The organism is Streptomyces sp. N35, from assembly GCF_016464295.1.
GTDB lineage: Bacteria > Actinomycetota > Actinomycetes > Streptomycetales > Streptomycetaceae > Streptomyces.
The window spans coordinates 35,805-58,154 of the sequence record NZ_JAEIMH010000060.1 but is presented as its reverse complement, the minus strand read 5'-3'; the positions used below and the strand labels follow the sequence as shown (position 1 = coordinate 58,154).

20 protein-coding genes and 1 other RNA gene are annotated in these 22,350 nt (G+C 70.6%); 15 read left to right on the top strand and 6 right to left on the bottom strand.

Annotation, left to right across the window (positions count from 1 at the left end):
* Positions 1–47: 47 nt before the first annotated feature.
* The 3 genes from JAO81_RS28655 (at position 48) to ssrA (ending at position 2,293) form a co-directional block, all read left to right on the top strand.
* Entirely contained in the window at positions 48–1,208 is a 1,161-nt protein-coding gene (locus JAO81_RS28655; protein WP_199550853.1) for a S41 family peptidase, read from the top strand.
* Between the two features lie 19 nt (positions 1,209–1,227).
* Entirely contained in the window at positions 1,228–1,752 is a 525-nt protein-coding gene (gene smpB, locus JAO81_RS28650) for an SsrA-binding protein SmpB (protein WP_165333809.1), read from the top strand.
* A gap of 153 nt (positions 1,753–1,905) precedes the next feature.
* Positions 1,906–2,293: a transfer-messenger RNA gene (gene ssrA, locus JAO81_RS28645) on the top strand.
* Between the two features lie 114 nt (positions 2,294–2,407).
* Here ssrA and JAO81_RS28640 read toward each other — a convergent pair.
* Together JAO81_RS28640 and JAO81_RS28635 are read right to left on the bottom strand one after the other, a co-directional pair.
* Entirely contained in the window at positions 2,408–2,917 is a 510-nt protein-coding gene (locus tag JAO81_RS28640) for a DUF1203 domain-containing protein (protein WP_199550852.1), read from the bottom strand.
* 64 nt (positions 2,918–2,981) lie between these two features.
* The gene (locus tag JAO81_RS28635) at positions 2,982–3,419 is read right to left on the bottom strand and encodes a DUF4870 domain-containing protein (RefSeq protein WP_199550851.1); all 438 of its coding nucleotides are present in this window, start codon (positions 3,417–3,419) and stop codon (positions 2,982–2,984) included.
* A gap of 247 nt (positions 3,420–3,666) precedes the next feature.
* On the opposite strand from JAO81_RS28635, the gene dacB reads away from it, so the two are divergent.
* The 6 genes from dacB to JAO81_RS28605 all read left to right on the top strand — a co-directional run bounded on the left by dacB (position 3,667) and on the right by JAO81_RS28605 (position 12,598).
* Positions 3,667–5,415 (top strand): D-alanyl-D-alanine carboxypeptidase/D-alanyl-D-alanine-endopeptidase, encoded by a 1,749-nt coding sequence (dacB, locus tag JAO81_RS28630; protein WP_199550850.1) that lies wholly within the window; start codon positions 3,667–3,669, stop codon positions 5,413–5,415.
* Between the two features lie 181 nt (positions 5,416–5,596).
* The gene (locus JAO81_RS28625; protein ID WP_199550849.1) at positions 5,597–6,385 is read left to right on the top strand and encodes a hypothetical protein; all 789 of its coding nucleotides are present in this window, start codon (positions 5,597–5,599) and stop codon (positions 6,383–6,385) included.
* Complete coding sequence (locus tag JAO81_RS28620; RefSeq protein ID WP_199550848.1) at positions 6,382–8,544, top strand: glycosyltransferase; 2,163 nt, start codon at positions 6,382–6,384, stop codon at positions 8,542–8,544. Before JAO81_RS28625 ends, JAO81_RS28620 begins: the two co-directional genes overlap by 4 nt.
* Positions 8,541–9,839, top strand: coding sequence for an acyltransferase (locus JAO81_RS28615; protein ID WP_199550847.1), 1,299 nt, complete (start codon positions 8,541–8,543; stop codon positions 9,837–9,839). Before JAO81_RS28620 ends, JAO81_RS28615 begins: the two co-directional genes overlap by 4 nt.
* Before the next feature lie 109 nt (positions 9,840–9,948).
* Positions 9,949–11,334: a NarK/NasA family nitrate transporter gene (locus JAO81_RS28610; RefSeq protein WP_199550846.1), complete on the top strand. Its 1,386-nt coding sequence runs from the start codon at positions 9,949–9,951 to the stop codon at positions 11,332–11,334.
* 109 nt (positions 11,335–11,443) lie between these two features.
* Complete coding sequence (locus tag JAO81_RS28605) at positions 11,444–12,598, top strand: uroporphyrinogen-III synthase (protein WP_199550845.1); 1,155 nt, start codon at positions 11,444–11,446, stop codon at positions 12,596–12,598.
* Positions 12,599–12,610: 12 nt separating this feature from the next.
* Here JAO81_RS28605 and JAO81_RS42820 read toward each other — a convergent pair whose 3' ends face one another.
* The 3 genes from JAO81_RS42820 to JAO81_RS28595 are packed head-to-tail and all read right to left on the bottom strand — an operon-like array spanning position 12,611 to position 14,744.
* Positions 12,611–13,318 carry a DUF6461 domain-containing protein gene (locus tag JAO81_RS42820; RefSeq protein WP_307813811.1) on the bottom strand — a complete coding sequence of 236 codons (708 nt, stop codon included), beginning with the start codon at positions 13,316–13,318 and terminating at the stop codon, positions 12,611–12,613.
* A gap of 37 nt (positions 13,319–13,355) precedes the next feature.
* On the bottom strand, positions 13,356–14,153 hold the full coding sequence (locus JAO81_RS42815; RefSeq protein ID WP_233416045.1) for a hypothetical protein: 798 nt from the start codon (positions 14,151–14,153) through the stop codon (positions 13,356–13,358).
* Positions 14,154–14,204: 51 nt separating this feature from the next.
* Positions 14,205–14,744 (bottom strand): DUF1772 domain-containing protein, encoded by a 540-nt coding sequence (locus JAO81_RS28595; protein ID WP_199550844.1) that lies wholly within the window; start codon positions 14,742–14,744, stop codon positions 14,205–14,207.
* A gap of 102 nt (positions 14,745–14,846) precedes the next feature.
* Here JAO81_RS28595 and JAO81_RS28590 point away from each other — a divergent pair, with 102 nt between their 5' ends.
* The 5 genes from JAO81_RS28590 (at position 14,847) to JAO81_RS28570 (ending at position 20,158) form a co-directional block, all read left to right on the top strand.
* Entirely contained in the window at positions 14,847–15,371 is a 525-nt protein-coding gene (locus JAO81_RS28590) for a GNAT family N-acetyltransferase (protein ID WP_199550843.1), read from the top strand.
* A gap of 114 nt (positions 15,372–15,485) precedes the next feature.
* On the top strand, positions 15,486–16,067 hold the full coding sequence (locus tag JAO81_RS28585; protein WP_199550842.1) for an ABATE domain-containing protein: 582 nt from the start codon (positions 15,486–15,488) through the stop codon (positions 16,065–16,067).
* A 241-nt stretch (positions 16,068–16,308) separates the two neighbouring features.
* A complete protein-coding gene (locus JAO81_RS28580) occupies positions 16,309–16,893 on the top strand; it encodes a sigma-70 family RNA polymerase sigma factor (RefSeq protein WP_165332245.1) in 585 nt (194 codons plus the stop codon).
* Positions 16,890–17,693: an anti-sigma factor gene (locus JAO81_RS28575; protein WP_199550841.1), complete on the top strand. Its 804-nt coding sequence runs from the start codon at positions 16,890–16,892 to the stop codon at positions 17,691–17,693. The genes JAO81_RS28580 and JAO81_RS28575 overlap by 4 nt, the downstream gene beginning before the upstream one ends.
* Positions 17,694–17,806: 113 nt before the next feature.
* Positions 17,807–20,158: a UvrD-helicase domain-containing protein gene (locus JAO81_RS28570; protein WP_199550859.1), complete on the top strand. Its 2,352-nt coding sequence runs from the start codon at positions 17,807–17,809 to the stop codon at positions 20,156–20,158.
* 211 nt (positions 20,159–20,369) lie between these two features.
* Here the strand turns inward: JAO81_RS28570 and JAO81_RS28565 are convergent, their stop codons facing one another.
* Positions 20,370–20,915 carry a TetR/AcrR family transcriptional regulator gene (locus JAO81_RS28565; RefSeq protein WP_199550840.1) on the bottom strand — a complete coding sequence of 182 codons (546 nt, stop codon included), beginning with the start codon at positions 20,913–20,915 and terminating at the stop codon, positions 20,370–20,372.
* Positions 20,916–21,052: 137 nt separating this feature from the next.
* On the opposite strand from JAO81_RS28565, the gene JAO81_RS28560 reads away from it, so the two are divergent.
* Positions 21,053–22,096 (top strand): medium chain dehydrogenase/reductase family protein, encoded by a 1,044-nt coding sequence (locus JAO81_RS28560; RefSeq protein WP_199550839.1) that lies wholly within the window; start codon positions 21,053–21,055, stop codon positions 22,094–22,096.
* Positions 22,097–22,350: the final 254 nt, after the last annotated feature.

Genomic DNA, 22,350 nt, shown 5'->3' with positions numbered 1-22,350 from the left:
CGGTCAACAGACCGTACGGCGCCCTGCGTTGTCCTAGACTCACCGACATGTCGGGCCCCGAGGGCCTCTTCAAGAGACCCCGCAGCATGCGCCGCGGGGCGGGTCTGACGTTCCTTTTCGCGGGTGTGCTCGCCGCGGGAGCCGCCACCGGCTCCTTCGGCTCGGAGCCGCACAAGTCGGCCGGATCGCCGCCCCGTTCCACCCCCGTCGCCCAGGACGTCTCCGAGGCCGCCGCCGAGGCGATGGCCGACGGCAAGTCGCCCACCGACGCCGCCCGGGAGGCGGTCAGCCGCAGCGGTGACCGCTGGGGGAAGGTGTACGACGAGAAGGAGTACGAGAAGTTCGAGCAAGCCCTCGACGGCGAGTACACGGGCGTGGGTCTGTGGACCCGGCGCGACGGCTCGGGACGGATCGAGGTCGCCGCCGTCCAGCACGACGGGCCCGCGGCACGGGCCGGCATCACCGAGGGCGACCGGCTGAGCTCCATCGACGGGCACCGGCTCGACGGCCGCTCGCCTGCCGAGGTCGTCCGGCTCCTGCGCGGCGGGGACGACGCGGGCCCCGGCAGCGAGGTCACGCTCGGCCTGCAGCGCGGCAAGCGCATCTGGGAGAGCACCCTCGAGCGGGCCACGTTGGAGAAGCAGACCGTTTCGGTACGGGACTTCGGCGACGGCACGCGCCTGGTGAAGGTCACCTCCTTCACCAAGGGCTCCGGCGCCGAGGTCGGCAAGGCGGTGACCTCGGCCCCCGCGGGGCACGGCATCCTCCTCGACCTGCGCGGCAACTCGGGCGGTCTGGTCGCCGAGGCGGTGGACGCGGCCTCCGCGTTCCTCGACGGCGGTCTGGTCGCCACATATGACGTACGGGGCGAACAGCGCGCGCTGCACGCGATCCGCGGCGGTCAGACCTCCAGACCCCTGGTGGTCCTGGTCGACGGCGGGACCATGAGCGCGGCCGAGCTGCTCGCCGGCGCCCTGCAGGACCGCGGCCGCGCGGTCGTCGTCGGCTCGCGCACCTTCGGCAAGGGCTCGGTCCAGATGCCGACCCGGTTGCCGGACGGCTCCGTGGCGGAGCTGACCGTGGGCCACTACCGCACTCCGTCGGGCCGCAGCGTCGACGGCCGGGGCATCACCCCGGACCTGACCGCGGGCGAGGACGCCGAGGCGAGGGCCCGCACAGTATTGAGTGGCCTCGGACCCCCCTCGTAGTGCGAAAATGGCCAGCACTATGGCCAAGATGAAGGAAACCCGTAAGTCGGAGAAGTCCGCGGCGAAGGACAAGGGACCCGAGCGCAAGCTCGTCGCCCAGAACAAGAAGGCGCGGCACGACTACCTCATCCTCGACACCTACGAGTGCGGTCTCGTGCTCACCGGTACCGAGGTGAAGTCGCTGCGCCAGGGCAGGGCCTCGCTCGTGGACGGTTTCGTGCAGATCGACGACCACGAGGCGTGGCTGCACAACGTGCACGTACCCGAGTACGCCCAGGGCACCTGGACCAATCACTCCGCGCGCCGCAAGCGCAAGCTGCTCATGCACCGTGCCGAGATCGACAAGCTCGCGTCGAAGCTGCAGGAGACGGGGCACACGATCGTGCCGCTCGTCCTGTACTTCAAGGGCGGCCGGGCGAAGGTCGAGATCGCGCTCGCCAAGGGAAAGAAGGAGTACGACAAGCGGCAGACGCTCCGCGAGAAGCAGGACCGGCGCGAGGCGGACCGGGCGATGTCCTCCGCGAAGCAGAGGGAGCGGGCGTAGGTTCCTGGATCCGGTGGGCCGGGGTTCCTGGATCCGGTGGGCCGGACGGGAAATAAGTTGGCCCCGCAGGGCGCTGTTCACGTACGATGGGCACTGCACCGCACAGCCGGTGTGGGTATCCGGACCTCAGGGTCCGGCTTGAAAAATCAACATGGGGATGATCGGTTTCGACAGCGGATGTCGAAGCAGGGGAAGCGTGTCGAGGAAGCGGCAATGATCTCGTTAACCATATGTCGCAACCAATAATCGCCAACACCAAGAGCGATTCCCAGTCCTTCGCCCTCGCTGCCTAATAACAGCGACTGAAGGACCCTAAAAGGGTGTCAGCCCGGGGAAGTTCCCGACCCGGATCCTGGCATAATCTAGGGAACTAAACCTTTTCACCCGGTCACGGGGTGAAAAGGGAAATCAAACAGTGACTGGGCCCGTCGGCGACTTGTTCGCGTGATCGCCGGGGCCGAGAAAATCACAGCGAACTGCACACGGAGAAGCCCTGATTCAGCACCGTTGGACGCGGGTTCGATTCCCGCCATCTCCACGAACACGACAGGCGACGTACGCCCGCGAACTGCGCGGGCGTACGTCTTCTCTTCTCTTTCGTTGTTTTGCGCGCCCTTTGTGCGCGCGTTGTGGGGGCTCCGCCCCCCATGCCCCCTCAGGTGCGGCGGCGGGCCTCCAGGAGGAAGCAGCCGTATTCCACGGCCCTGACGTGGATCAGTGCCACCGCCGGATCCGCGAAGGCTTCCTCCAGCGCGGGCTCCACCTCGCCGGACCGTTCCCGGGGGATCTCCAGCAGGCGGCCGCCGAGGATGCGGCCCTCGGCGCTGTACGCCCGCAGGACGCGGCGGTCGCCGTGCAGGGCGGCGGGGTAGCGCAGGGTGCCGGCCGCCACGCCCTCGCACTCGTCGGCGTGGATGAAGACCGGGCCGTACTCGTCGTAGGCGCCGGGCTCGGCACCCGTCCGCGCCGCCCACCGGCGCAGCGGTGCGTACGAGACGAGCACGATCCGCTCCCCGGGCGCACTGCGTCGCAGACAGCACCGCAGCGGGGCTCCGCCCTCGGGGTCGGTCGCGGGCTCACGGGTGCGGCCGGCGTCGTCGCGCATGCGCAGCTGCTTCAGTACGTCCGTATCGATGGCCCGGATCTCGTATGTCTTCGGCGTCATGCTTTTCAGCATCCAGGAAAGCGCGGCGCCGGGCTGGCGGAATTCGGACGCGGCATTCGCGCCGTTACTTCACCATGCGGAAAGCCAAGTAGGCCGGATAGCGAAACGGCTCGATGCGATACGCGTGGAACAGTGCGCGGCACGTGGCGTGGACGCCGAGGGCGAAGTAGATCAGGCCCGACAGGCTGAGCGCGATCAGGGCGACCACCGCGAACGTCGAGGACGACGTGACCAGGGCGCCCACGATGAGCACCGCCCACACGCTCCAGACCATCAGCTGCGTGAGCGTGAAGTTCAGCGCCGTGGTGGCGTGGGCGCGGTTGTGGGCGTTCTTGGCGGTGGCCTTCAGACACAGGGCCGGTATCCAGGCCAGGTACGGGAAGCCTGTGAGCAGGCATACGACATGGGAGGCGTGGCTGAACAGGGCGGCCGAGGTGTCCGGCGTCGCCTGTGCCGGAAGGCCGGAGGCCGATGCGCTGTGCGCGGCGGTGTATGCGGTCATGATCGTGCTCCGTATCGGTGTCCCCCTGCTTCCCCGGGTTCCCCTGATGTCCCGGGGAACCCATGGCTTCCAGCCTAGGAAGCCGCTATTGCGGCGGTAGGGACGATTTGTAACGGAATCCCGGCAATGCGGAGCCGGCATCCGAAGCAGCACCCGAAGCGGCCAGGAGTACCGGGCCCCAACCAGCCGCAAAGGCGCCCGCACGCCTTCTGTTGCGGTCGCGCCGATTCCGGGATGCTGCGGTGGCATGAGCAGACCTCTGGGACGTATGCGTAAGCGGGCCTTCGCCCTGCCCCTCGTCGTCGGCCTCGCCGCCACCGTGCTCACTTGGAGCGGTCCCGCCGGCGCGGACCCTGACGCGGCCGCCCGGCCCGGGCTGACCGAGGCCATCGAGACGATCCTCGCCGATCCGCGCATGGACGGGGGCGCGGCGAGCGTCGTCGTCGCCGATGCGGCCGGCGGGGAGGTCCTGTACCGGCACGAAGCGGGGGACCGGCTGATGCCGGCCTCCAACACGAAACTGGTCACGTCCGCGGCGGCGGCCGAACTGCTCGGCACCGACTACCGGTTCACCACCGAGGCGCTGGCCGCCGGGCGGCAGCAGGGTTCCGTACTGCGGGGCGATCTCTACCTGCGCGGAAGCGGGGACCCCACTGCGCTCGCGAGCGACTACCGCAAGCTCGCCGCCGAGGTGGCGGACCGCGGGGTGCGGACCGTCACCGGTGAACTCGTCGCCGACGACACCCGGTTCGACGACCAGCGGCTCGGGCGGAGCTGGGCCGCCGATGACGAGTCCTCGTACTACTCGGCCCAGATCTCCGCCCTGACCGTCGCGCCCGATACGGACTACGACTCCGGAACGGTGATCGTCGAGGTGTCCCCGGGCGCCGCGGCGGGCGACAGGCCGCGGGTCGCCCTCACGCCGCGGACCGGATACGTCGAGATCGTCAACGAGGCCGAGACCCTGCCGGCCGGACAGGAGGGCACGCTCACCGTCGAGCGGCGGCACGGTACGAACAAGATCGTGGTGAGCGGCGGCATCGCGGCCGGTGACGGCCCGGTCAAGGAGTGGGCCACCGTCTGGGAGCCCACCGGCTACGCGGCCGACGTCTTCCGGCAGGCGCTCGAGGACGAAGGCGTACGTGTCGTCGGCAAGACGCGACTCGGGCGCCAAGCACCGGACAGTGCGCGGGAGTTGGCGGTCCACCGGTCGATGCCGCTCAAGGAGCTGCTCGTACCGTTCATGAAGCTGTCCAACAACATGCACGCCGAGGCGCTGACCAAGGCCATCGGATACGAGAGGTCCGGCAGCGGGACCTGGAGCGCCGGACTCGCCGCCATCTCCGGGTACTTGAAGCAGGCGGGCGTCGACAGCTCGCGCCTGCGGCAGGTGGACGGCTCAGGGCTCTCGCGCATGAACAACTTCCCCGCCGCGCAACTGGTCGAGCTGCTGCTCTCCGTACGGGACGAGCCCTGGTACGCGGACTGGGCGCGGTCCCTGCCCGTGGCCTGCGACCCCGACCGCTTCGTCGGCGGCACGCTCCGGTCCCGGATGTGCGGGACGCCGGCCGCGCTCAACGCCCGGGCCAAGACCGGCTCGTTGACGGGCGCGTCGGCGCTCTCCGGCTATGTGGTGGACAAGGACGGCCGTGAGCTCGTCTACGCGATCGTGCTCAACAACTACCTCGCCTCGTCCGTGAAGAGCATCGAGGACGCCATCGTCGTCACCCTCGCGTCCTCGGACGGCAGCGGCGCCGAGGCCGTACTGCCGCTCAAGAAGCGTGCGCTCGAAGAGCGTTCGGACATCGAGTGCTCCTGGAGCAAGGCGAAGGCCTGCTGCCCCCTGTGGGGGGGCGGGCCGGGGATGGGTCCCCCGGCCCGCAGGGGGAAACCTTTGCCATCGGCCGGACCCGCTTGCAGGCGCCGCCGTGTCTTCCCCGGAGTCGGTGGTCCGGCGGCTTTGCCGCCGGTGGTGCCGATGTCCGGAAACAGATGACCATGTGGTGCCGAGTCAGATCTGACCGGAACCGGCGGGTGTGTCACCGATCTGCGATACATTCGACGTACGGGCGCAGAGTGATGAGGGGGGCGCGCGGATCAGGTGGGGGCCTGGTTCAGCGGCGAGTGTCTGGTCTCGCGTGCGCCCGACGGTTCCTTGGGGGAATAGGCGTACAGCAGTGGAAAATTGGCGGGAAGACGCCCTCTCAGGGCATACGCATGATCCGAACGAAGTCACGGTCCAGATCGACGGTGTAGGCCGCCTGTCCGGCGCCGAGCCCTTGGCCGCCGAACGTCAAGAGGCCGCCGACAAGCCGGTGTTCGTCGACGAGTCCGGCAGCCGGGGCCGAAGAATCCGCCGTATGGGCTGGATAGCGGGCTTCGTCTGCGCGGTGTACGCGGTGGTGCTCGTCGCCACGCTGGTCTCCGGGACCTCGGACGCGCCGTGGATGCCGGGCATCGGCGAGGACAGCAAGCCGGCCGGCAAGGTGAAGCCGTCGCCCATGCCCACCGGGCCCGGCGAGACCACCTCCGGTACGGGCACGATCCCCGGGACCGACGAGAGCGCTGCCGGCATCCCGAACCCCACCCCCTCCGGCCGGGCCACCGACGACCCCACCATCAAGCCGACGGGCACGGGCAGGCCCACGGGCAAGCCCACCGACGGAGGCGGTCCCGACCCCGACCCGAGCGGCCCCGTGGACCCGGACCCGGATCCGAGCGATCCCGTGGACCCGGGCCCCGACCCGAGCGGCCCGGTCGACCCGGGCCCCGACCCGAGCGGCCCGGTCGACCCGCCCGCGAGCGAGTCCCCGGCCGGCGGCGCAGACCAGGTGTCCGTCCCGCGTGACTCCGGCCCCGCGCACTCGGACTCCGCTGACTCCGCCGACTCCGCACGGACCGCCCCTGATCCCGCCCCGTCCCCGTCGGGCGAGCGTCATGTACTCCTGGCAGGCATCGCACTATGACCCCCCGAAAGTCCGGCGCGGCGCGGCGCCGTCGCGTCCCCATGCGCTACTTGGTGCCGCTGCTCTTCCTCGTCGCGCTGCTCGCCATGCTGATGCTGCGCGGCTACGTCCACAGCGAGATCCTCGCCGACCACCGGGTGCGCCCGCCCGCGCCCACCGATCAGGTGCCGCAGCAGGTGCTCGGCGGCGGCCCGGTGATCGACGCGCGCGGTGCGGAGATAACGACCCGTCAGATCCCGCGCAAGAAACTCGTGCTGACCTTCGACGACGGCCCCGACCCCGTGTGGACGCCGAAGGTGCTCGACGTACTGAAGAAGCACGACGCGCGGGCCGTATTCTTCGTGACCGGCACCATGGCCTCGCGTCATCCCGGTCTCGTCCGGCGGATGGTTGACGAGGGCCACGAGATCGGGCTGCACACCTTCAACCACCCGGACCTCTCGTACCAGTCGACGAACCGCATCGACTGGGAGCTCTCGCAGAACCAGCTGGCGCTCGCGGGCTCGGCCGGCATCAGGACCACCCTGTTCCGGCCGCCGTACTCCTCGTCCAACGACGGCTTCGACAACCGGTCCTGGCCGGTCACCGAATACATCGGCTCCCGCGGTTACATCACCGTCGTCAACAACACCGACAGTGAGGACTACAAGCGCCCGGGCGTCGAAGCGATCATCAAGCGGGCCACCCCCAAGGGCGGCAAGGGCGCGATCGTGCTGATGCACGACTCCGGCGGCGACCGCTCGCAGACCGTGGCGGCGCTCGACCGGTTCATCCCCGAACTGCAGCGCAAGGGCTATGACTTCAAGCGTCTGACCGGTGCGCTCGGCGTACAGAGCGCGCATACGCCCGTCACCGGACTCGATCTGTGGAAGGGCAAGGCGTTCGTCTACGCCGTGCAGGCATCGGAGCACGTGACCACCGTGCTCGTCGCGGGTCTCGCCGTGATCGGCGCCCTGGTCATCGCCCGCTTCGGCCTGATGCTGGTGCTCTCCGCCGTACACGCCCGCCGCACCAGGCGCAGAGGCTTCCGCTGGGGGCCCGAGATCCATGAACCTGTCTCGGTGCTCGTCCCCGCGTACAACGAGGCGAAGTGCATCGAGAACACCGTGCGTTCGCTGATGAGCAGCGATCACCCCGTCGAAGTGATCGTGATCGACGACGGCTCCACGGACGGCACCGCACGGCTCGTGGAGGGTCTGCGGCTGCCCGGTGTACGGGTGATACGCCAGCACAACGCGGGAAAGCCCGCCGCCCTCAACCGCGGTGTGGCCAACGCCCGTCACGACCTGATCGTGATGATGGACGGTGACACGGTCTTCGAGCCGTCCACCGTCCGTGAACTGGTGCAGCCCTTCGGCGACCCGCGCGTCGGCGCGGTCGCGGGCAACGCCAAGGTCGGCAACAAGGACTCGCTGATCGGTGCCTGGCAGCACATCGAGTACGTGATGGGCTTCAACCTCGACCGCCGGATGTACGACCTCCTTCGCTGCATGCCCACGATCCCGGGCGCCGTGGGCGCGTTCCGGCGCTCCGCCCTGGAGCGGGTCGGCGGGATGAGCGACGACACGCTCGCCGAGGACACCGACATCACCATGGCCCTGCACCGCGACGGCTGGCGGGTGGTGTACGCGGAGAACGCCCGCGCGTGGACCGAGGCCCCCGAGACGGTGCAGCAGCTCTGGTCGCAGCGCTACCGCTGGTCCTACGGCACGATGCAGGCGATCTGGAAGCACAAGCGGTCCTTCGTCGAGAGCGGCCCCTCGGGACGCTTCGGCCGCGTCGGCCTCCCGCTGGTCTCGCTCTTCATGGTGCTCGCGCCCCTGCTCGCGCCCCTGATCGACGTCTTCCTCCTGTACGGGCTCGTGTTCGGCCCGACCCAGAAGACGATCATGGCGTGGCTGGGCGTCCTCGCGATCCAGGCCATCTGTGCCGCGTACGCCTTCCGGCTCGACCGGGAGAAGATGACGCATCTCATCTCCCTGCCCCTGCAGCAGATCCTCTACCGGCAGTTGATGTACGTCGTGCTGCTCCAGTCCTGGATCACCGCCCTGACCGGCGGCCGGCTGCGCTGGCAGAAGCTGCGGCGCACCGGTGTGGTCGGCTCGGCCCCCGGCATCCCCACGCAGGCACGCGGCGCGGACCGGAGGCCGGTGGGATGAGCACGCACCGTTACGACCCGCCGGGCGCGGGGCATCCGGACGAGCGGGCCGAGTGGCCGTCGTACGGGGTGCCGGAGCAGCGGGCGCAGGAGGCTGACGGGCGTGACGGGTGGGCCGCGCAGGCCGCCCAGGTCGAGGGGCCCGGACAGACCGGCCCGGCCCCGAAGCCCGCCCGCGACCGGTACTTGGACCTGTTGCGCTCGCTCGCGCTGTTGCGCGTGGTGGCGTACCACGTGTTCGGCTGGGCCTGGCTCACGCTCGTGTTCCCGTCGATGGGCGTGATGTTCGCCCTGGCCGGCTCCTTGATGGCCCGCTCGCTGAAGCGGCCCGCGTGGGGCGTGATCCGGGGACGGCTGCGCCGACTGCTCCCGCCGGTCTGGCTGTTCGCCGCGGTGATACTGCCGCTGATGTTCTGGGGCGGGTGGAAGCCCGCGCGGGATCTCGGCGGTACCTGGCTGCTGAATCTCTTCATGTATCTGGTGCCGGTCGGGGCGCCGCCTTACCCCGGAAGCGTGGGGGACCCCACCGGGCTCTTCGAGGGCAGCTGGGCGGAGCAGGCGGTCGGACCGCTCTGGTACATCCGCGCCTATCTGTGGTTCGTCATCGCCTCACCGCTGCTCCTGTGGGCCTTCCGCCGGGCGCCGTGGCCGACTCTGCTCGCACCGCTCGCCCTCACCGCGATCGTCGGCACCGGTCTGGTGACGATTCCCGGCGAAACGGGACTCGCGGTGACCGACTTCGCGGTCTACGGAGCCTGCTGGATCCTCGGATTCGCCCACCAGGACGGTCTGCTGCGCCGCGTCCCCCGCCATCTGGTGGTCTCGCTCGCCGCGATGGTCATGGGCTTCGGGCTGTGGTGGGCATCCGGCCACCTCGGACCCGAGGGCTGGGATCTCAACGAGATTCCGCTCGCCCAGGCCACCTGGTCGCTCGGGTTCGTCGTGATTCTGCTCGTGTACGCACCCTCATGGCGCCAACTGCCCCCGAAACTGGCCGGGTACGGCAAGCTGATCACGCTGTCCAACAACCGCGCGGTGACGATTTACCTCTGGCACAACATGTTGATCATGTGCGCGGAGCGGATCGTCGACAGGGCCTGGGACATCCCGTATGTAGGGGATCACTTCTCGGAGCGGATCGAGTCGACGTACAGCCTGTGGACGTTCGTCCTCGTCATGCCGCTGATCGGGCTGACGATCCTGGCCGTGGGCTGGGCCGAGGACCTCGCCGCCAAGCGCAGACCACAGCTGTGGCCCAACGGCACCGGGCGCAAGACGGGCTCACACACCCGCTGATCCCCGGGTGAGAGCAAGGTTGCGCCGCGGTCATCTGATCGGGCACCGGCCCGAAATCCCCGCTCCCTAGCGTCGTCCGCGGATCAGACGACGCGGGAGTGGAGGCGTGATGACAGCACCGGCTGCCACAAGCGGACGCAAGGGGGGCCGCTGGATCGAGCAGTGGGACCCGGAGGACGAGGAGTTCTGGGCCCGGACGGGTGAGAAAGTCGCCCGGCGCAATCTGCTCTACTCCGTCTTCAGCGAGCACATCGGCTTCTCGATCTGGACACTGTGGTCGGTGATGGTCCTGTTCATGGGACCGGAGTACGGCATCGACCCGGCCGGGAAGTTCTTCCTGATCGGCACGGCCACGCTGGTCGGCGCGGTGATCCGGGTGCCGTACACCTTCGCGGTGGCGCGCTTCGGCGGGCGCAACTGGACGATCGTCAGCGCCTGTCTCCTGCTGATCCCCACGATCGCGGCCTTCGCCGTGATGGAGCCGGGGACCTCGTACACGACCTTCGTCCTGGTGGCCGCGCTCACCGGCGTCGGCGGTGGCAACTTCGCCTCCTCGATGACCAACATCAACTCCTTCTTCCCGCTGCGCAAGAAGGGCTGGGCCCTCGGCCTCAACGCGGGCGGCGGCAACATCGGCGTCCCCGTGGTGCAGTTGGTCGGCCTGCTCGTCATCGGCACGGCGGGCGCGGGACACCCGCGGATCCTGCTCGGCGCTTACATCCCGCTGATCGTGCTCGCGGCCGTGCTCGCGGCCCTGCGGATGGACAACCTCGCGCCGGTACGCAATGACACGGGAGCCGCGAAGGAGGCGGTCCGCGACCCGCACACGTGGATCATGTCGTTCCTGTACATCGGCACCTTCGGGTCCTTCATCGGCTACAGCTTCGCCTTCGGCCTGGTCCTGCAGACCCAGTTCGGCCGCACCCCGCTGCAGGCCGCCTCGCTCACCTTCATCGGCCCGCTGCTCGGCTCGCTGATCCGGCCGGTCGGCGGCCGGCTCGCGGACCGGCACGGCGGTGCGCGCATCACGCTGTGGAACTTCGCCGCGATGGGTGCGGCGACCGTCGTGGTGATCTTCGCTTCCGTACGGGAGTCGCTGCCCGTCTTCCTGATCGGCTTCATCGCCCTGTTCGTCCTGAGCGGCCTGGGCAACGGGTCCACGTACAAGATGATCCCGGGCATCTTCACGGCGAAGGCCTACGCGAAGGGCCTAGCCGGCGAGGCGGCGGACGCCTGGGCGCGGCGGCTCTCCGGAGCGTCCATGGGCCTGATCGGCGCGGTCGGCGCGGTCGGCGGACTCGGGATCAACCTGGCCTTCCGGCAGTCGTTCCAGAGCGCCGGGACCGGGACGGCGGCCTTCGTGGTCTTCCTCGGTGTGTACGTGGTGTGCTGCGTGGTCACCTGGGCCGTATACCTGCGCAGGACCGCACCCCCCGCCGTGGCGGCCCAGCCCACCGCCGAGCCGAAGCCGCAGCTCAGCTACGCGCAGGTGTGAGCCACGCGACGCGGTGAGCGGGCCGTGTAACACCTGCGCAATCAGGGCGAACCGAGCCTGTCATGCACCCTTGGCAGGCTCGGTCGACCGCACGATGGGACGTATCGCCATGGCAGACCAGACACAGCCCCGCTCGGCCGGGCAGCCGCTCGCCGGCTTCACCGTCGGCGTGACCGCCGCCCGGCGCGCCGACGAACTGGGCGCGCTGCTCGAACGGCGCGGCGCGAGCGTGCTGCACGCGCCCGCGCTGCGGATCGTGCCACTCGCCGACGACAGCGAACTGCTCGCGGCGACCAAGGAGTTGATCGACCACGCGCCCGATGTGGTGGTCGCGACCACCGCGATCGGCTTCCGCGGCTGGGTCGAGGCGGCCGACGGCTGGGGCATCGGCGAGGACCTCCTGTCCCGGCTGCGCGGCGTGGAACTCCTCGCGCGCGGGCCCAAGGTCAAGGGCGCCATCCGGGCGGCCGGACTCACCGAGTCCTGGTCGCCGGCGTCCGAGTCGATGGCCGAGGTGCTCGACCGGCTGCTCGACGAGGGCGTCCAGGGCCGCCGTATCGCGCTGCAGCTGCACGGCGAACCCCTGCCGGGCTTCATCGAGGCGCTGCGGGCGGGCGGCGCCGAGGTGGTGGGCGTACCGGTGTACCGGTGGATGCCCCCGGAGGACCTGACGCCGGTGGACCGGCTCCTGGATGCCGTACTGGCGCGCGGCGTGGACGCGTTGACCTTCACCAGCGCACCGGCCGCGGCCTCGCTGCTGACCCGCGCGGCCGAGCGCGGCCAGGAGGCGGACCTGCTCGCCGCCCTCGAACACGAGGTGCTGCCGGCCTGCGTCGGGCCGGTCACCGCGCTGCCCCTGCAGGCCCGGGGCGTGACCACGGTCTCACCCGACCGCTTCCGGCTCGGCCCCCTGGTCCAGCTCCTGTGCGTCGAACTCCCGGCCCGCTCCCGTACGTTGCCCATCGCCGGCCATCAGTTCCAGATCCGCGGCCACGCCGCCCTGGTCGACGGTGATCTGCGCCCGGTTCCGCCGGCGGGCATGGCCCTCCTGCGCGCCCTGGCCCGGCGCCCGGGCTGGGTGGTGTCCCGGGCGGACCTGCTGCGGGCGCTGCCGGGCGCGGGCCGCGACGAGCACGCGGTGGAGACGGCGATGGCGCGGCTGCGGGCGGCCCTGGGGGTGCCGAAGGTGATCCAGACGGTGGTGAAGCGGGGCTACCGGCTGGCGCTGGATCCGGCTTCGGACGCGAAGTACGGGGAGGCGTGAGGGGGTTGGGGGTCAGCGCCGCAGCCGGCCCGGCAACCGGACCCAGCGCACCGGCCCCTGCCGGTTCACCGCCGACCGGCCGTCCGTGATGCGCAGGCCGGCCTGGGCGCAGGCGTACGCGAGGGTGTCGGCCCCGTACGGGAAGGCGCCGCTCTGCCAGAACCGGAAGTGCCAGAAGGCGGGCGGATCCCCCTCGAAGGGGGAGAGGCCGATCTCTTCGTGCGCGACCGTCTCGCCGTCCCGGGCGAGGGAACCGAAGGTCCCGCCCTTCGGGTTGTAGTAGATCCCGTACGCGCAGGTGCCGGGGGTGACCGCCTTCAGCACGTCGTTGTCGCTCGGCATGTATCCGTCCTGTGTGATCACGCAGCCGCCTGGGCTGCCGGGGACGCTCGTCACACCGACGTGGCGCAGCGACTCTTCGAAGTCCATCGGGTCGAAGGGCGCATGCTCCCTGTTTGTCCGCGGACACTCCGCCGGGTCGGCGCCCAGGCGCCGGATCACCTCGTCCTCGTCGAGGCCCTGTACGAAGGCGATCCCGAGTCCTTCCGTCCACATCTCCTGGTCACCGAAGGCCGCGATCAACTCGTCCGCCATACGGAAGGCGGCGGCCTCGTCGGCGGACAGCGGCTGCGCGTCGGGCAGTTGCGCGACCAGTGACGCGAGGGGCGTGGTCAGGAGCAGCCGGCCCGGCGACCAGAGGTCGAGTTGCGGGGTCCACACATCGGCTCCGGCGCTGATCAGCGCGCGGACACTGCCCTCAGTCCCGCAAACCGAGATCTGCCCAGTCGGCCCGCGGAACGTAGCGCCGGTGCGCCTTCTCCTGCTCTCGCAGCAGCCTCAGCTCCCTTTGCGACAGGGGCGGAGCCAGGAAACGCGGAGGCCCGCTCACGTCCATGGTGACGAACGTCGTCGGCTGTGCCGCGGGGTCCGGTGGATCGAGCCCCGGCCAGACGTCGACCGCGTCGGCGGAGGCGTGCCGCAGGCCTGTCGCGTCCACTGCGGTACGGGTCTCGGGGATTTGCTCGTCAGGCCACTCGACGACCAGTTGCGCCGTGCCAGTGGGTGGAAGCTCTGGCAGATAGAGGTCGACGTTCGTCTTGAACGTGGACCGCTGAGAGGGCCCCATCCCCGGGTCGAGAGGGAGCAGACCGATCGCCTGCGGGGCGTACGCCGTGTGGCGCTGTCCGTCCGCATCCGTGTGTGCCGTCTCGCGGGTCTCGGTACCGTCCAGCGACGTCACCCGCCGCCCGTCCGCCAGCAGCAGCCCCACCCGCAGCCCTGACTTCCGCGGCCGACCCGAGCTCTGCCACCGGGTCCTGCGGAACACCGAGAGATGCAGGGTGACGCTCCCCGGCCACACCGACCACCCGGTCACGAGCACCCGCGCCTCGGGACCGGCCCCCACCACCCCCAACTGCCGCACCACCGCCGGCGCGAACCGGTCCACCGGAGGCTCGTACCGCCCCTCGCCCTCACCCGGTGGCCCCAACCGGACCAGGGCGGTCCGCTCGGGCGCCGGCTCCTCCGGGAGCACCAGATCGTCGAAGAATCCCATGAGTTGATCGTGGCAGCAGGGTCTGACAATGCCCGCCGAAACCGGGGGCTCTCACGAGGCGCGCCGCCGCCCCAGCACCACCATCGCCCGGCTCAGGCACACCACAGCGGCCACGTTCAGCACGCCCCGCACCACGTTCCACAGCACCCAGGGGTCCTCGAAGTCTTCGCGCACGGCCCCGGGCGAGGCGATCCTCGCCGGGTCGCCCGCCGCCGCGAGCTGGTCGTTGAGCGGCACGCTCGCGCCCGACGTGACCGCGAACACCGCCACGTACAGCAGAAGTCCGGCCAGGACCCAGCGCAGCAGCGGGCGGTCCCCGCGCACCCGCCACGCGACCGCCGCCGGCAGCAGGAGTGCGCCGAACATGGCCAGGAAGAACACCGGGTTCCGGATGACCTCGTTGATGTCCTGCATGACCGCGATGAAGGTCCGGTCGTCGGCCCTGCCGAGCGCGCCCATCACCGAGGTGGCGTACGCGAACCACACCCCGGCCATCAGTCCGCTCGCCACCACGGCCGCGATCAGCAGTACGCCGTCGGCGCCGCGGTGCGCCCTGCCTGTGGATGCGGTCGGTCCCGTAATCGTTGTCATGACCCCAAGTCAAGCCGCTGGACGATCAGTTGACCATGGGTGTGCCGCTCGGCGGCATACGTGAGGGTCCACGCCCGGCCGCGTCCGATGTACGGTGCGCCGATGATCGATGAGAAGTTCGAGATCCGGCCCGCGACGCCGGACGACGCCGCCGCCCTTGTCGCGGCGCATCTGCGGAACAAGGAGCATCTGCGGGCCACCGACCCCGCGCGCTCCGACGCGTTCTACACCGTCGAGGGGCAGATCGCCCGGATGAACGAGCACGGGACCGCCCGCTGGATCATCACCGACGGCGACAAGGTGATCGGCCGCGCCGACCTCTCCGGGATCGTGCTCGGGCCCTTCCGTACCGCCTGTCTCGGGTACTGGGTCGACGGCGAGTATCTCGGCCGTGGACTCGCCGTGAAGGCCGCCGAGGCGATGCTCGCGCACGCCAGGGACGATCTCGGGCTGCACCGCGTCGAGGCCTCCACCCTCACCGACAACGAAGCCTCCCAGCGGGTCCTCACCAAGTGCGGCTTCGAGAAGATCGGGTTCGCGCCCACGTATCTGCACATCAACGGCGCTTGGCGGGACCACTTCATCTTCCAGCGGATCCTGCACGACGACCCGCCGCCGCTCTCGTAAAGCCGCGTGGCCGGTGCGGGGGTCTTCCGGCCGCGCGTCCCGCCGTGCACTCTGTGAGGGAATCACCGGCAAACCGGAATCACCGGCAACCCCCCACAAGGCGGTGACAGGCGCATGGTGGCGAGTACGGCCGCGTACGAGCCGCGGTTCGACGCCGGGCGGGTCGGTCTCGACCTGCTCGCCACGTCCCACCCGGAGGAACGGCTCGACGGCGCCGAGGCGTTGGGGGAGTGGCTGAGAAGTGCGGGACTGGTCCCGGCCGGGGTCCGGCTTCCGGGCATCGGGCTCGACTGCGTCCACCGTTTCCGTCAACTGCGCCAGGACATCGCCCAGTTAGTACGCGGTGCGCCGGCGCTCGACGCAGAGCCGTTCGCCGCCGCCCTCGCCCGGATCAACGAGGCGGCCGCCGCCCCGCCGCCCGCGCCCCGCGCCGTCGCTGCCGAGGACGGCCGTCTCGTACGGGTCCTGCACGCCGAACCCGACTGTGGATCCCTGCTCGCCGTGGTGGCCCGCGACGTCGTGGAGCTGCTCACCGACCCCGCGGCCGCCGCACGGATCCGCCAGTGCGAGGGCGACAACTGCCCCCGGATCTACCTCGATACGTCACGCGGCCGCCGGCGCCGCTGGTGCTCGAGCGAGGTCTGCGGCAACCGGGAGAGAGTGGCCCGGCACCGGCGCCGGATGGCCGTGACGTAGGCGCAGGACTGCGTACGGACGTGAGCGCGGACCTGACGGCATACCTGAGCGCAGACCCGAGTGCAGACCTGCGCAGAAGCAGTCACGTCAGGCTCCTGAACGGCTCCTGAACGACCAGTCAGGAAAAAGTTTCCGGACCCGTTGAACACGCGGCCCGCCCGCCCCGTAACTCCCCTGTGAGCGAAGCAGTGGGGGAAGCAGCAGGGGCAGCCCCGTCGACCAGGGGACACCGGAGGCAGGCGTGCGCAAGGATTCCGCAGTGGCCGACGAACGACCTCCGCGGGCCAGGCACCGGGTGCCCCCGCCTTCGGAACGACCCACGCCGGACGAGGAGTTGATGCGCGCGCTCTACCGTGAGCACGCGGGTCCGCTGCTCGCCTACGTGCTGCGCCTGGTCGCCGGGGACCGCCAGCGTGCCGAGGACGTGGTGCAGGAGACGCTGATCCGCGCGTGGAAGAACGCCGGGCAGCTCGACCGTGCCACCGGCTCGGTCCGCCCCTGGCTGGTGACGGTCGCGCGGCGTATCGTCATCGACGGACACCGCAGCCGGCAGGCCCGGCCGCAGGAGGTCGACCCGGCTCCACTGGAGGTCATCCCCGCGGAGGATGAGATCGACAAGGCGCTTTGGCTGATGACACTTTCGGACGCGCTCGACGATCTGACCCCCGCGCACCGGGAGGTTCTCGTGGAGACGTATTTCAAGGGACGTACGGTCAATGAAGCGGCCGAGGTGCTCGGAATACCCAGCGGCACCGTCCGTTCCCGGGTGTTCTACGCGCTTCGTTCGATGAAGCTGGCGCTTCAGGAGCGGGGGGTGTCGGCATGAGCGGCTACTACGGGCCCGACACACAGGGCATGCACGAGACACCCGACATCCACGAGACCGTCGGCGCCTACGCGCTCGGCATCCTGGACGACGCCGAGGCCGCCGCCTTCGAGACGCATCTGGCCGGCTGCCCCTACTGCGCGGCCCAGTTGGACGAACTGTCCGGCATGGAGCCGATGCTCGCCGCGCTCGCGGACCTGCCGCAGCAGCCGGCCCGCTCGTCCGTGGGAGGGGTCGGGGACCAGCTCTCGGCGCAGCCCAGCCGGCGACTGCTCGACAACCTGGTCGGCGAGGTGGCCCACAAGCGCGCGCAGAAGCGGCGGCGCGGCTTCTATCTGGTGGCCGCCGCGGCCGCGTTGATCATCGGCGGTCCGCTGACCGTGATCGCCGTCAACGACACGGGCACGACGACCACCCCGCACGCGCACTCGACCAGCCCGGCCGAGGACGCGTTCTTCCACCACATGGACACCAAGCTCACGGCGACCGACGCGACCACCGACGTCACGGCGACCGTCGGGATCGAGAAGAAGGGCTGGGGCACCCACACCGTCCTGGAGCTGAAGAACGTCAAGGGCCCGCTCAAGTGCTCGCTGATCGCGGTCGGCAAGGACGGCGAGGAGGAGACGGTCACCTCCTGGGCCGTGCCCGAACAGGGTTACGGCATCGAGGGCAGCACGGACAAGTGGGCCGGCAAGCCGCTGTACGTCCACGGCGGAGCGGCCCTGAACCCGGACGAGATCGACCATTTCGAGGTTCGTACCTTCGAGGGCAAGAAGCTCGTCGACGTGAAGGCATAGTGCGCTCAGGGGTCCCCTTCGATTACGGTGGACGGCTGCTCATATCGAGCAGCAGCACGTAGAAGGGGACCTCGGTGGCCGACGTCAATGCCGCCTCGCCGTCCGGCACGCGAGTGCCTGCCGGTCCACAGGAGCCGTCAGGCACGCAGGAGCCTTCGGGTACCCGGGAACGCGAGCTCGGTATCGAGCAGCGCCACCTCGACCGGGTCTACGCGCGGCTCGAGGAGAAGATCCACGAAGCCGAGTTCCTGATGCAGGACGCCGCCAAGCGCTCCCAGGTGGGCACGCCCGGCGCGCTTGCCGAGCGCGACGCGCAGGTCTACCGCGCGGGCATCCACTTGAACCGGCTGAACAACGAGTTCGAGGACTTCCTCTTCGGCCGGATCGACCTGCTGCTCGGCAAGGACGGCAAGAAGGGCCCCGACGGCGCGTACACCTCGGTCGAGCCGGCCGAGGACGCGATCCGCCAGGACAACACGGCCGATATCGCGGAGACCCTGCACATCGGCCGGATCGGCGTGCTCGACGCGGACTACTCGCCGCTGGTCATCGACTGGCGCGCACCCGCCGCCGCGCCCTTCTACCGCTCCACGCCGGTCGACCCCGGACGGGTCGTACGCCGCCGTGTCATCCGCTCCAAGGGCCGCCAGGTGCTCGGCGTCGAGGACGACCTGATGCGCCCCGAGCTCACCGCGTACCTGCACGGCGAACAGCTCGCGGTCCTCGGTGACGGCGCCCTGATGGCCGCGCTCGGCCAGGCCCGCAGCCACTCGATGCGCGACATCGTGGCCTCCATCCAGGCCGAACAGGACCTGGTCATCCGCGCCCCCGCCGCCTCCGTCACCTACGTGGAGGGCGGCCCCGGCACCGGCAAGACGGCCGTCGCGCTGCACCGCGCCGCGTACCTCCTCTACCAGGACCGGCGCCGCTATGCGGGCGGCATCCTGATCGTCTCCCCGACCCCGCTGCTCGTCGCGTACACCGAAGGCGTCCTGCCCTCGCTCGGCGAGGAGGGCCAGGTCGCGATCCGCGCGGTCGGCTCCCTGGTCGACGGCGTGGAGGCGACGCTGTACGACGACCCGGCCGTCGCCCGGGTCAAGGGTGCATCGCGCATGCTGAAGGTGCTGCGCAAGGCGGCCCGCGGAGTCCTCGACGCGCCTCCCGCCGGCGGGCAGCTCGCTTTCGACGACGACGCGGTACGGGAAGCGGGCACCCCCGTCCGCACCGACCTTCTGCGCGTGGTGGCCTTCGGCCGCCGCCTCGAACTGGACGCCGACGACCTGCGCCGTATCCGCCAGATCGCCCTCGGCGGCACCGCCCCCGTCAACCTGCTCCGCCCGCGCGCCCGCAAGCTGCTGCTCGACGCGCTGTGGGCCAAGTCGGGCGCCGGGGCCCGGCACACGGACCCGGAGCTCGCGGCCGAACTGCGCTCCTCCTTCGACGACGACATCACCGACGAGGACTCCTTCATCGCGTTCCTCGACGCCTGGTGGCCGGAGCTGACCCCGCGGGGGGTCCTCGAAGCGATGGCGGACGAGCGCCGCCTGGGCCGCTGGGGCCGCCGGGTCCTCAACCCCGGCGAGGTCCGCAAGGTCGCCCGCTCACTGCGCCGCGACGGCTACACCGTCCACGACGTGGCGCTGCTCGACGAGCTGAACTCGATCCTCGGCACGCCCGCCCGCCCCAGGCGCAAGCGCGAAATGGATCCGCTGGACCAGCTCAGCGGTCTGGAAGAGCTGATGCCGCAGCGCGAGGAGACCCAGCGCGAGCGGGCCGAACGCCTTGCCCAGGAGCGGGTCGAGTACGCGCACGTCATCGTCGACGAGGCGCAGGACCTCACCCCGATGCAGTGGCGGATGGTCGGCCGCCGCGGCCGGCATGCGACCTGGACGGTGGTCGGCGACCCGGCGCAGTCCTCGTGGTCGGAGCCGGACGACGCGGCCGCCGCGCGCGACGAGGCGCTCGGCACGCGTCCGCGGCGCCGCTTCGAACTGACCGTCAACTACCGCAATCCGTCCGAGATCGCGGACCTCGCGGCCCGGGTCCTGGCCCTCGCCATGCCGGGGATGCCCTCGCCGAAGGCCGTACGGTCCACGGGCCTCGAGCCGCGGTTCGCGGTCGTACGGAACGGTCTGGCCGCGACGGTGCGGGCGGAGGCCTCCCGACTCCTCTCGCAGGTGGACGGCACCGTCGGTGTCGTGGTCGCGATGCGACGTCGCGCGGAGGCGGCGCGCTGGCTCGCGGACCTGGGGGAGCGGGTGGTGGCCCTCGGCTCGCTCGAGGCCAAAGGCCTGGAGTACGACGCCACGGTGGTCGTCTCCCCGGCGGAGATCGCGGATGAGTCGCCGGCCGGCCTGCGGGTCCTGTACGTGGCCCTCACGCGTGCCACGCAGCAACTGACGGTGGTGTCGGCGGCTGGTGACGCCCCTGACTCGGCGGGGGTCCCGGACCTTCTGCGGGACTGATTTCTCTTCTCCTGCCCCGCCCCTTCCCGAAACTGGGGCTTCGCCCCCGGACCCCGGCATCCGAACTTCGTTCGGATCTGCTCAATCGCCGCAGGGGCTGAAGGCTTCAGCCCCGCCGGCGTTTGAGGCGATCCGGCCGGAGGCCGGATGCGGGGGTCCGGGGGCGGAGCCCCAGGTTTCGGGAAGGGGCGGGTAGGGGAAAAAATCGCCCCTACACCAGCGACTCCACCTCGGACTGGAAGAGCGCACCCGGATCCACGGACATCCCCGAGAAGTGCCCCGCCAGCTCCAGCGAAAGCACTCCGTGCAGCCGGGTCCAGGCACGCAGGGCCCGGGCCTCGGGATCCGGGCCCGCCTTCGCGCACGCCGCGATCAGCCGGTCCATGATCCGCTGAGCTGTCTCGCGGGTGTCCTCCGGCGCGTGGTACCCCGGCACCGGCGTCCCGTACATCAGGAAGTACCGCTGCGGGTCGGCCAGTGCCCACGCCCGCAGCGCCCCCGCCAGCGCGGCCACATCCGCCTCGCCCACCGCGGCGATCGCCGTCTCCAGCGACCCGTACGCCTCCCGGATCAGCTCGGTGATCAGTTCGTCCCGTGAGGCGAAGTACCGGTAGAGCGCCGGCCCCGTCATGCCCAGCTGCTTGGCGATCGCGTTGAGCGACAGGCCGGGCGCGCCCGAAGCGGCGATCTGCTCCCAGGCCTTCTCCTTGGCCTCGGCCCGTACCTGCGCCCGGTAGCGCTCCCGCGGTGTCGTCATGCGTTAGACCCTATCACTGGAGCTATTGACTCCAACTCCGGAAATGGGTTACAACCTATAACGAAAGCGAGAACACCTTTCGGACTCGGCTCCGGGACCTCTGATCGACAATCCCTGATCAAGAAGGCGGGCACCTCATGACCACGAACACCGCAAAGCAGCAGCTCACCGAGATCGTTCTCCCGGGCAAGGTCGAGCCGGAAGGGCTCCGGCTCCGCCACGGGCAGATCCCCGCGCCGGGCCCGGGCCAGGTCCTGGTCACCGTCGAGGCCACCGGCGTCTCCTTCGCCGAACAGCAGATGCGCCGCGGCCGGTACTTCGACCAGCCGGCGTTCCCCTTCGTGCCCGGCTACGACCTCGTGGGCCGGGTGACGGCCGTCGGATCCGGCGTACCGCACGGGCTCGAAGGGCAGCGGATCGCCGCCCTCACCAAGATCGGCGCCTGGTCCAGCCATGTCGTCCTCGACGCCGAGGACGCCGTCCCCGTGCCCGACGGCCTGAGCGCCACCGAGGCCGAGACCGCCGTCCTGAACGGGATCACCGCCTGGCAGATGCTGCACCGCAAGGCCCGGGTGCGCAGGGGGCGGACGATCCTCGTGCACGGCGCCAACGGCGGCGTCGGCACGCTGCTCGTCCAACTGGCCCGCGCCGAGGGCGTACGGGTCATCGGCACCGCCTCCGCCCGCCACCACGACGCCCTGCGCGCCCAGGGCGTGGAGCCGGTCGACTACCGCACCGAGGACGTCCCGGCCCGTGTCCGCGAGCTCGCGCCCGACGGCGTCGACGCCGTCTTCGACCACGTCGGCGGCCGGAGCGTCGTGGATTCCTGGAAGCTGCTCGCGCGCGGCGGCACGCTCGTCTCGTACGGGAGCGCCGCGACCCTCGACGCCGAAGGGCACAAGATGCGGCCCTTCCTCAAGCTCCTCGGCCGGGTGTGGCTCCGGCAGGCGCTGCCCAACGGCCGGCAGGCGTACTTCTACAACGTCTGGGCCGGAAAGGCCTTCGGCAAGAAGAGCTTCCGGCGGCGGCTGCACGCGGATCTGGCCCAGGTGTTCGAGGCGCTGCGGCGCGGCGAGATCAGTGCCACGGTCGCCGCCGAACTCCCGCTCTCCGAGGCCGCCGCCGCGCTGCGCCTGGCCGAGTCCCGCGCCGTGGCCGGCAAGATCGTCCTGGTGCCCTGAGCCGTTGAGGTCCCGCTGCCCTGAGCCATTGGCGTACGTCCGGAACGTATCCCCTGGTACGGGAATTGCCTTGCGGGGATCGTTTGTTACCTTGGATGTGGCACCGGCTCGATCCAAGCCCCCGGGCCCAACCTTCGTCGCTACGAGCGACCACTTGCCGCGAGGCGAGCATGGCGGGTCGGTGTCATTGAGCTTCACAGAGGTGGCCGCCCCCCCCGGGGGGGGGGGTTTTGTGTGTGGGCCCAGGGAGGGGG

Coding starts and splice junctions, on each gene's coding strand:
- JAO81_RS28585 (WP_199550842.1), top strand. CDS start 15,486: ATGGTGGCGAGTACGGCCGCGTACGAGCCGCGGTTCGACGCCGGGCGG.
- JAO81_RS28565 (WP_199550840.1), bottom strand. CDS start 20,915: ATGACGACACCGCGGGAGCGCTACCGGGCGCAGGTACGGGCCGAGGCC.
- JAO81_RS28590 (WP_199550843.1), top strand. CDS start 14,847: ATGATCGATGAGAAGTTCGAGATCCGGCCCGCGACGCCGGACGACGCC.
- dacB (WP_199550850.1), top strand. CDS start 3,667: ATGAGCAGACCTCTGGGACGTATGCGTAAGCGGGCCTTCGCCCTGCCC.
- JAO81_RS28620 (WP_199550848.1), top strand. CDS start 6,382: ATGACCCCCCGAAAGTCCGGCGCGGCGCGGCGCCGTCGCGTCCCCATG.
- JAO81_RS28595 (WP_199550844.1), bottom strand. CDS start 14,744: ATGACAACGATTACGGGACCGACCGCATCCACAGGCAGGGCGCACCGC.
- JAO81_RS28635 (WP_199550851.1), bottom strand. CDS start 3,419: ATGACCGCATACACCGCCGCGCACAGCGCATCGGCCTCCGGCCTTCCG.
- JAO81_RS28655 (WP_199550853.1), top strand. CDS start 48: ATGTCGGGCCCCGAGGGCCTCTTCAAGAGACCCCGCAGCATGCGCCGC.
- JAO81_RS28640 (WP_199550852.1), bottom strand. CDS start 2,917: ATGACGCCGAAGACATACGAGATCCGGGCCATCGATACGGACGTACTG.
- JAO81_RS28610 (WP_199550846.1), top strand. CDS start 9,949: ATGACAGCACCGGCTGCCACAAGCGGACGCAAGGGGGGCCGCTGGATC.
- JAO81_RS28615 (WP_199550847.1), top strand. CDS start 8,541: ATGAGCACGCACCGTTACGACCCGCCGGGCGCGGGGCATCCGGACGAG.
- JAO81_RS28605 (WP_199550845.1), top strand. CDS start 11,444: ATGGCAGACCAGACACAGCCCCGCTCGGCCGGGCAGCCGCTCGCCGGC.
- JAO81_RS28575 (WP_199550841.1), top strand. CDS start 16,890: ATGAGCGGCTACTACGGGCCCGACACACAGGGCATGCACGAGACACCC.
- smpB (WP_165333809.1), top strand. CDS start 1,228: ATGGCCAAGATGAAGGAAACCCGTAAGTCGGAGAAGTCCGCGGCGAAG.
- JAO81_RS42815 (WP_233416045.1), bottom strand. CDS start 14,153: ATGGGATTCTTCGACGATCTGGTGCTCCCGGAGGAGCCGGCGCCCGAG.
- JAO81_RS28560 (WP_199550839.1), top strand. CDS start 21,053: ATGACCACGAACACCGCAAAGCAGCAGCTCACCGAGATCGTTCTCCCG.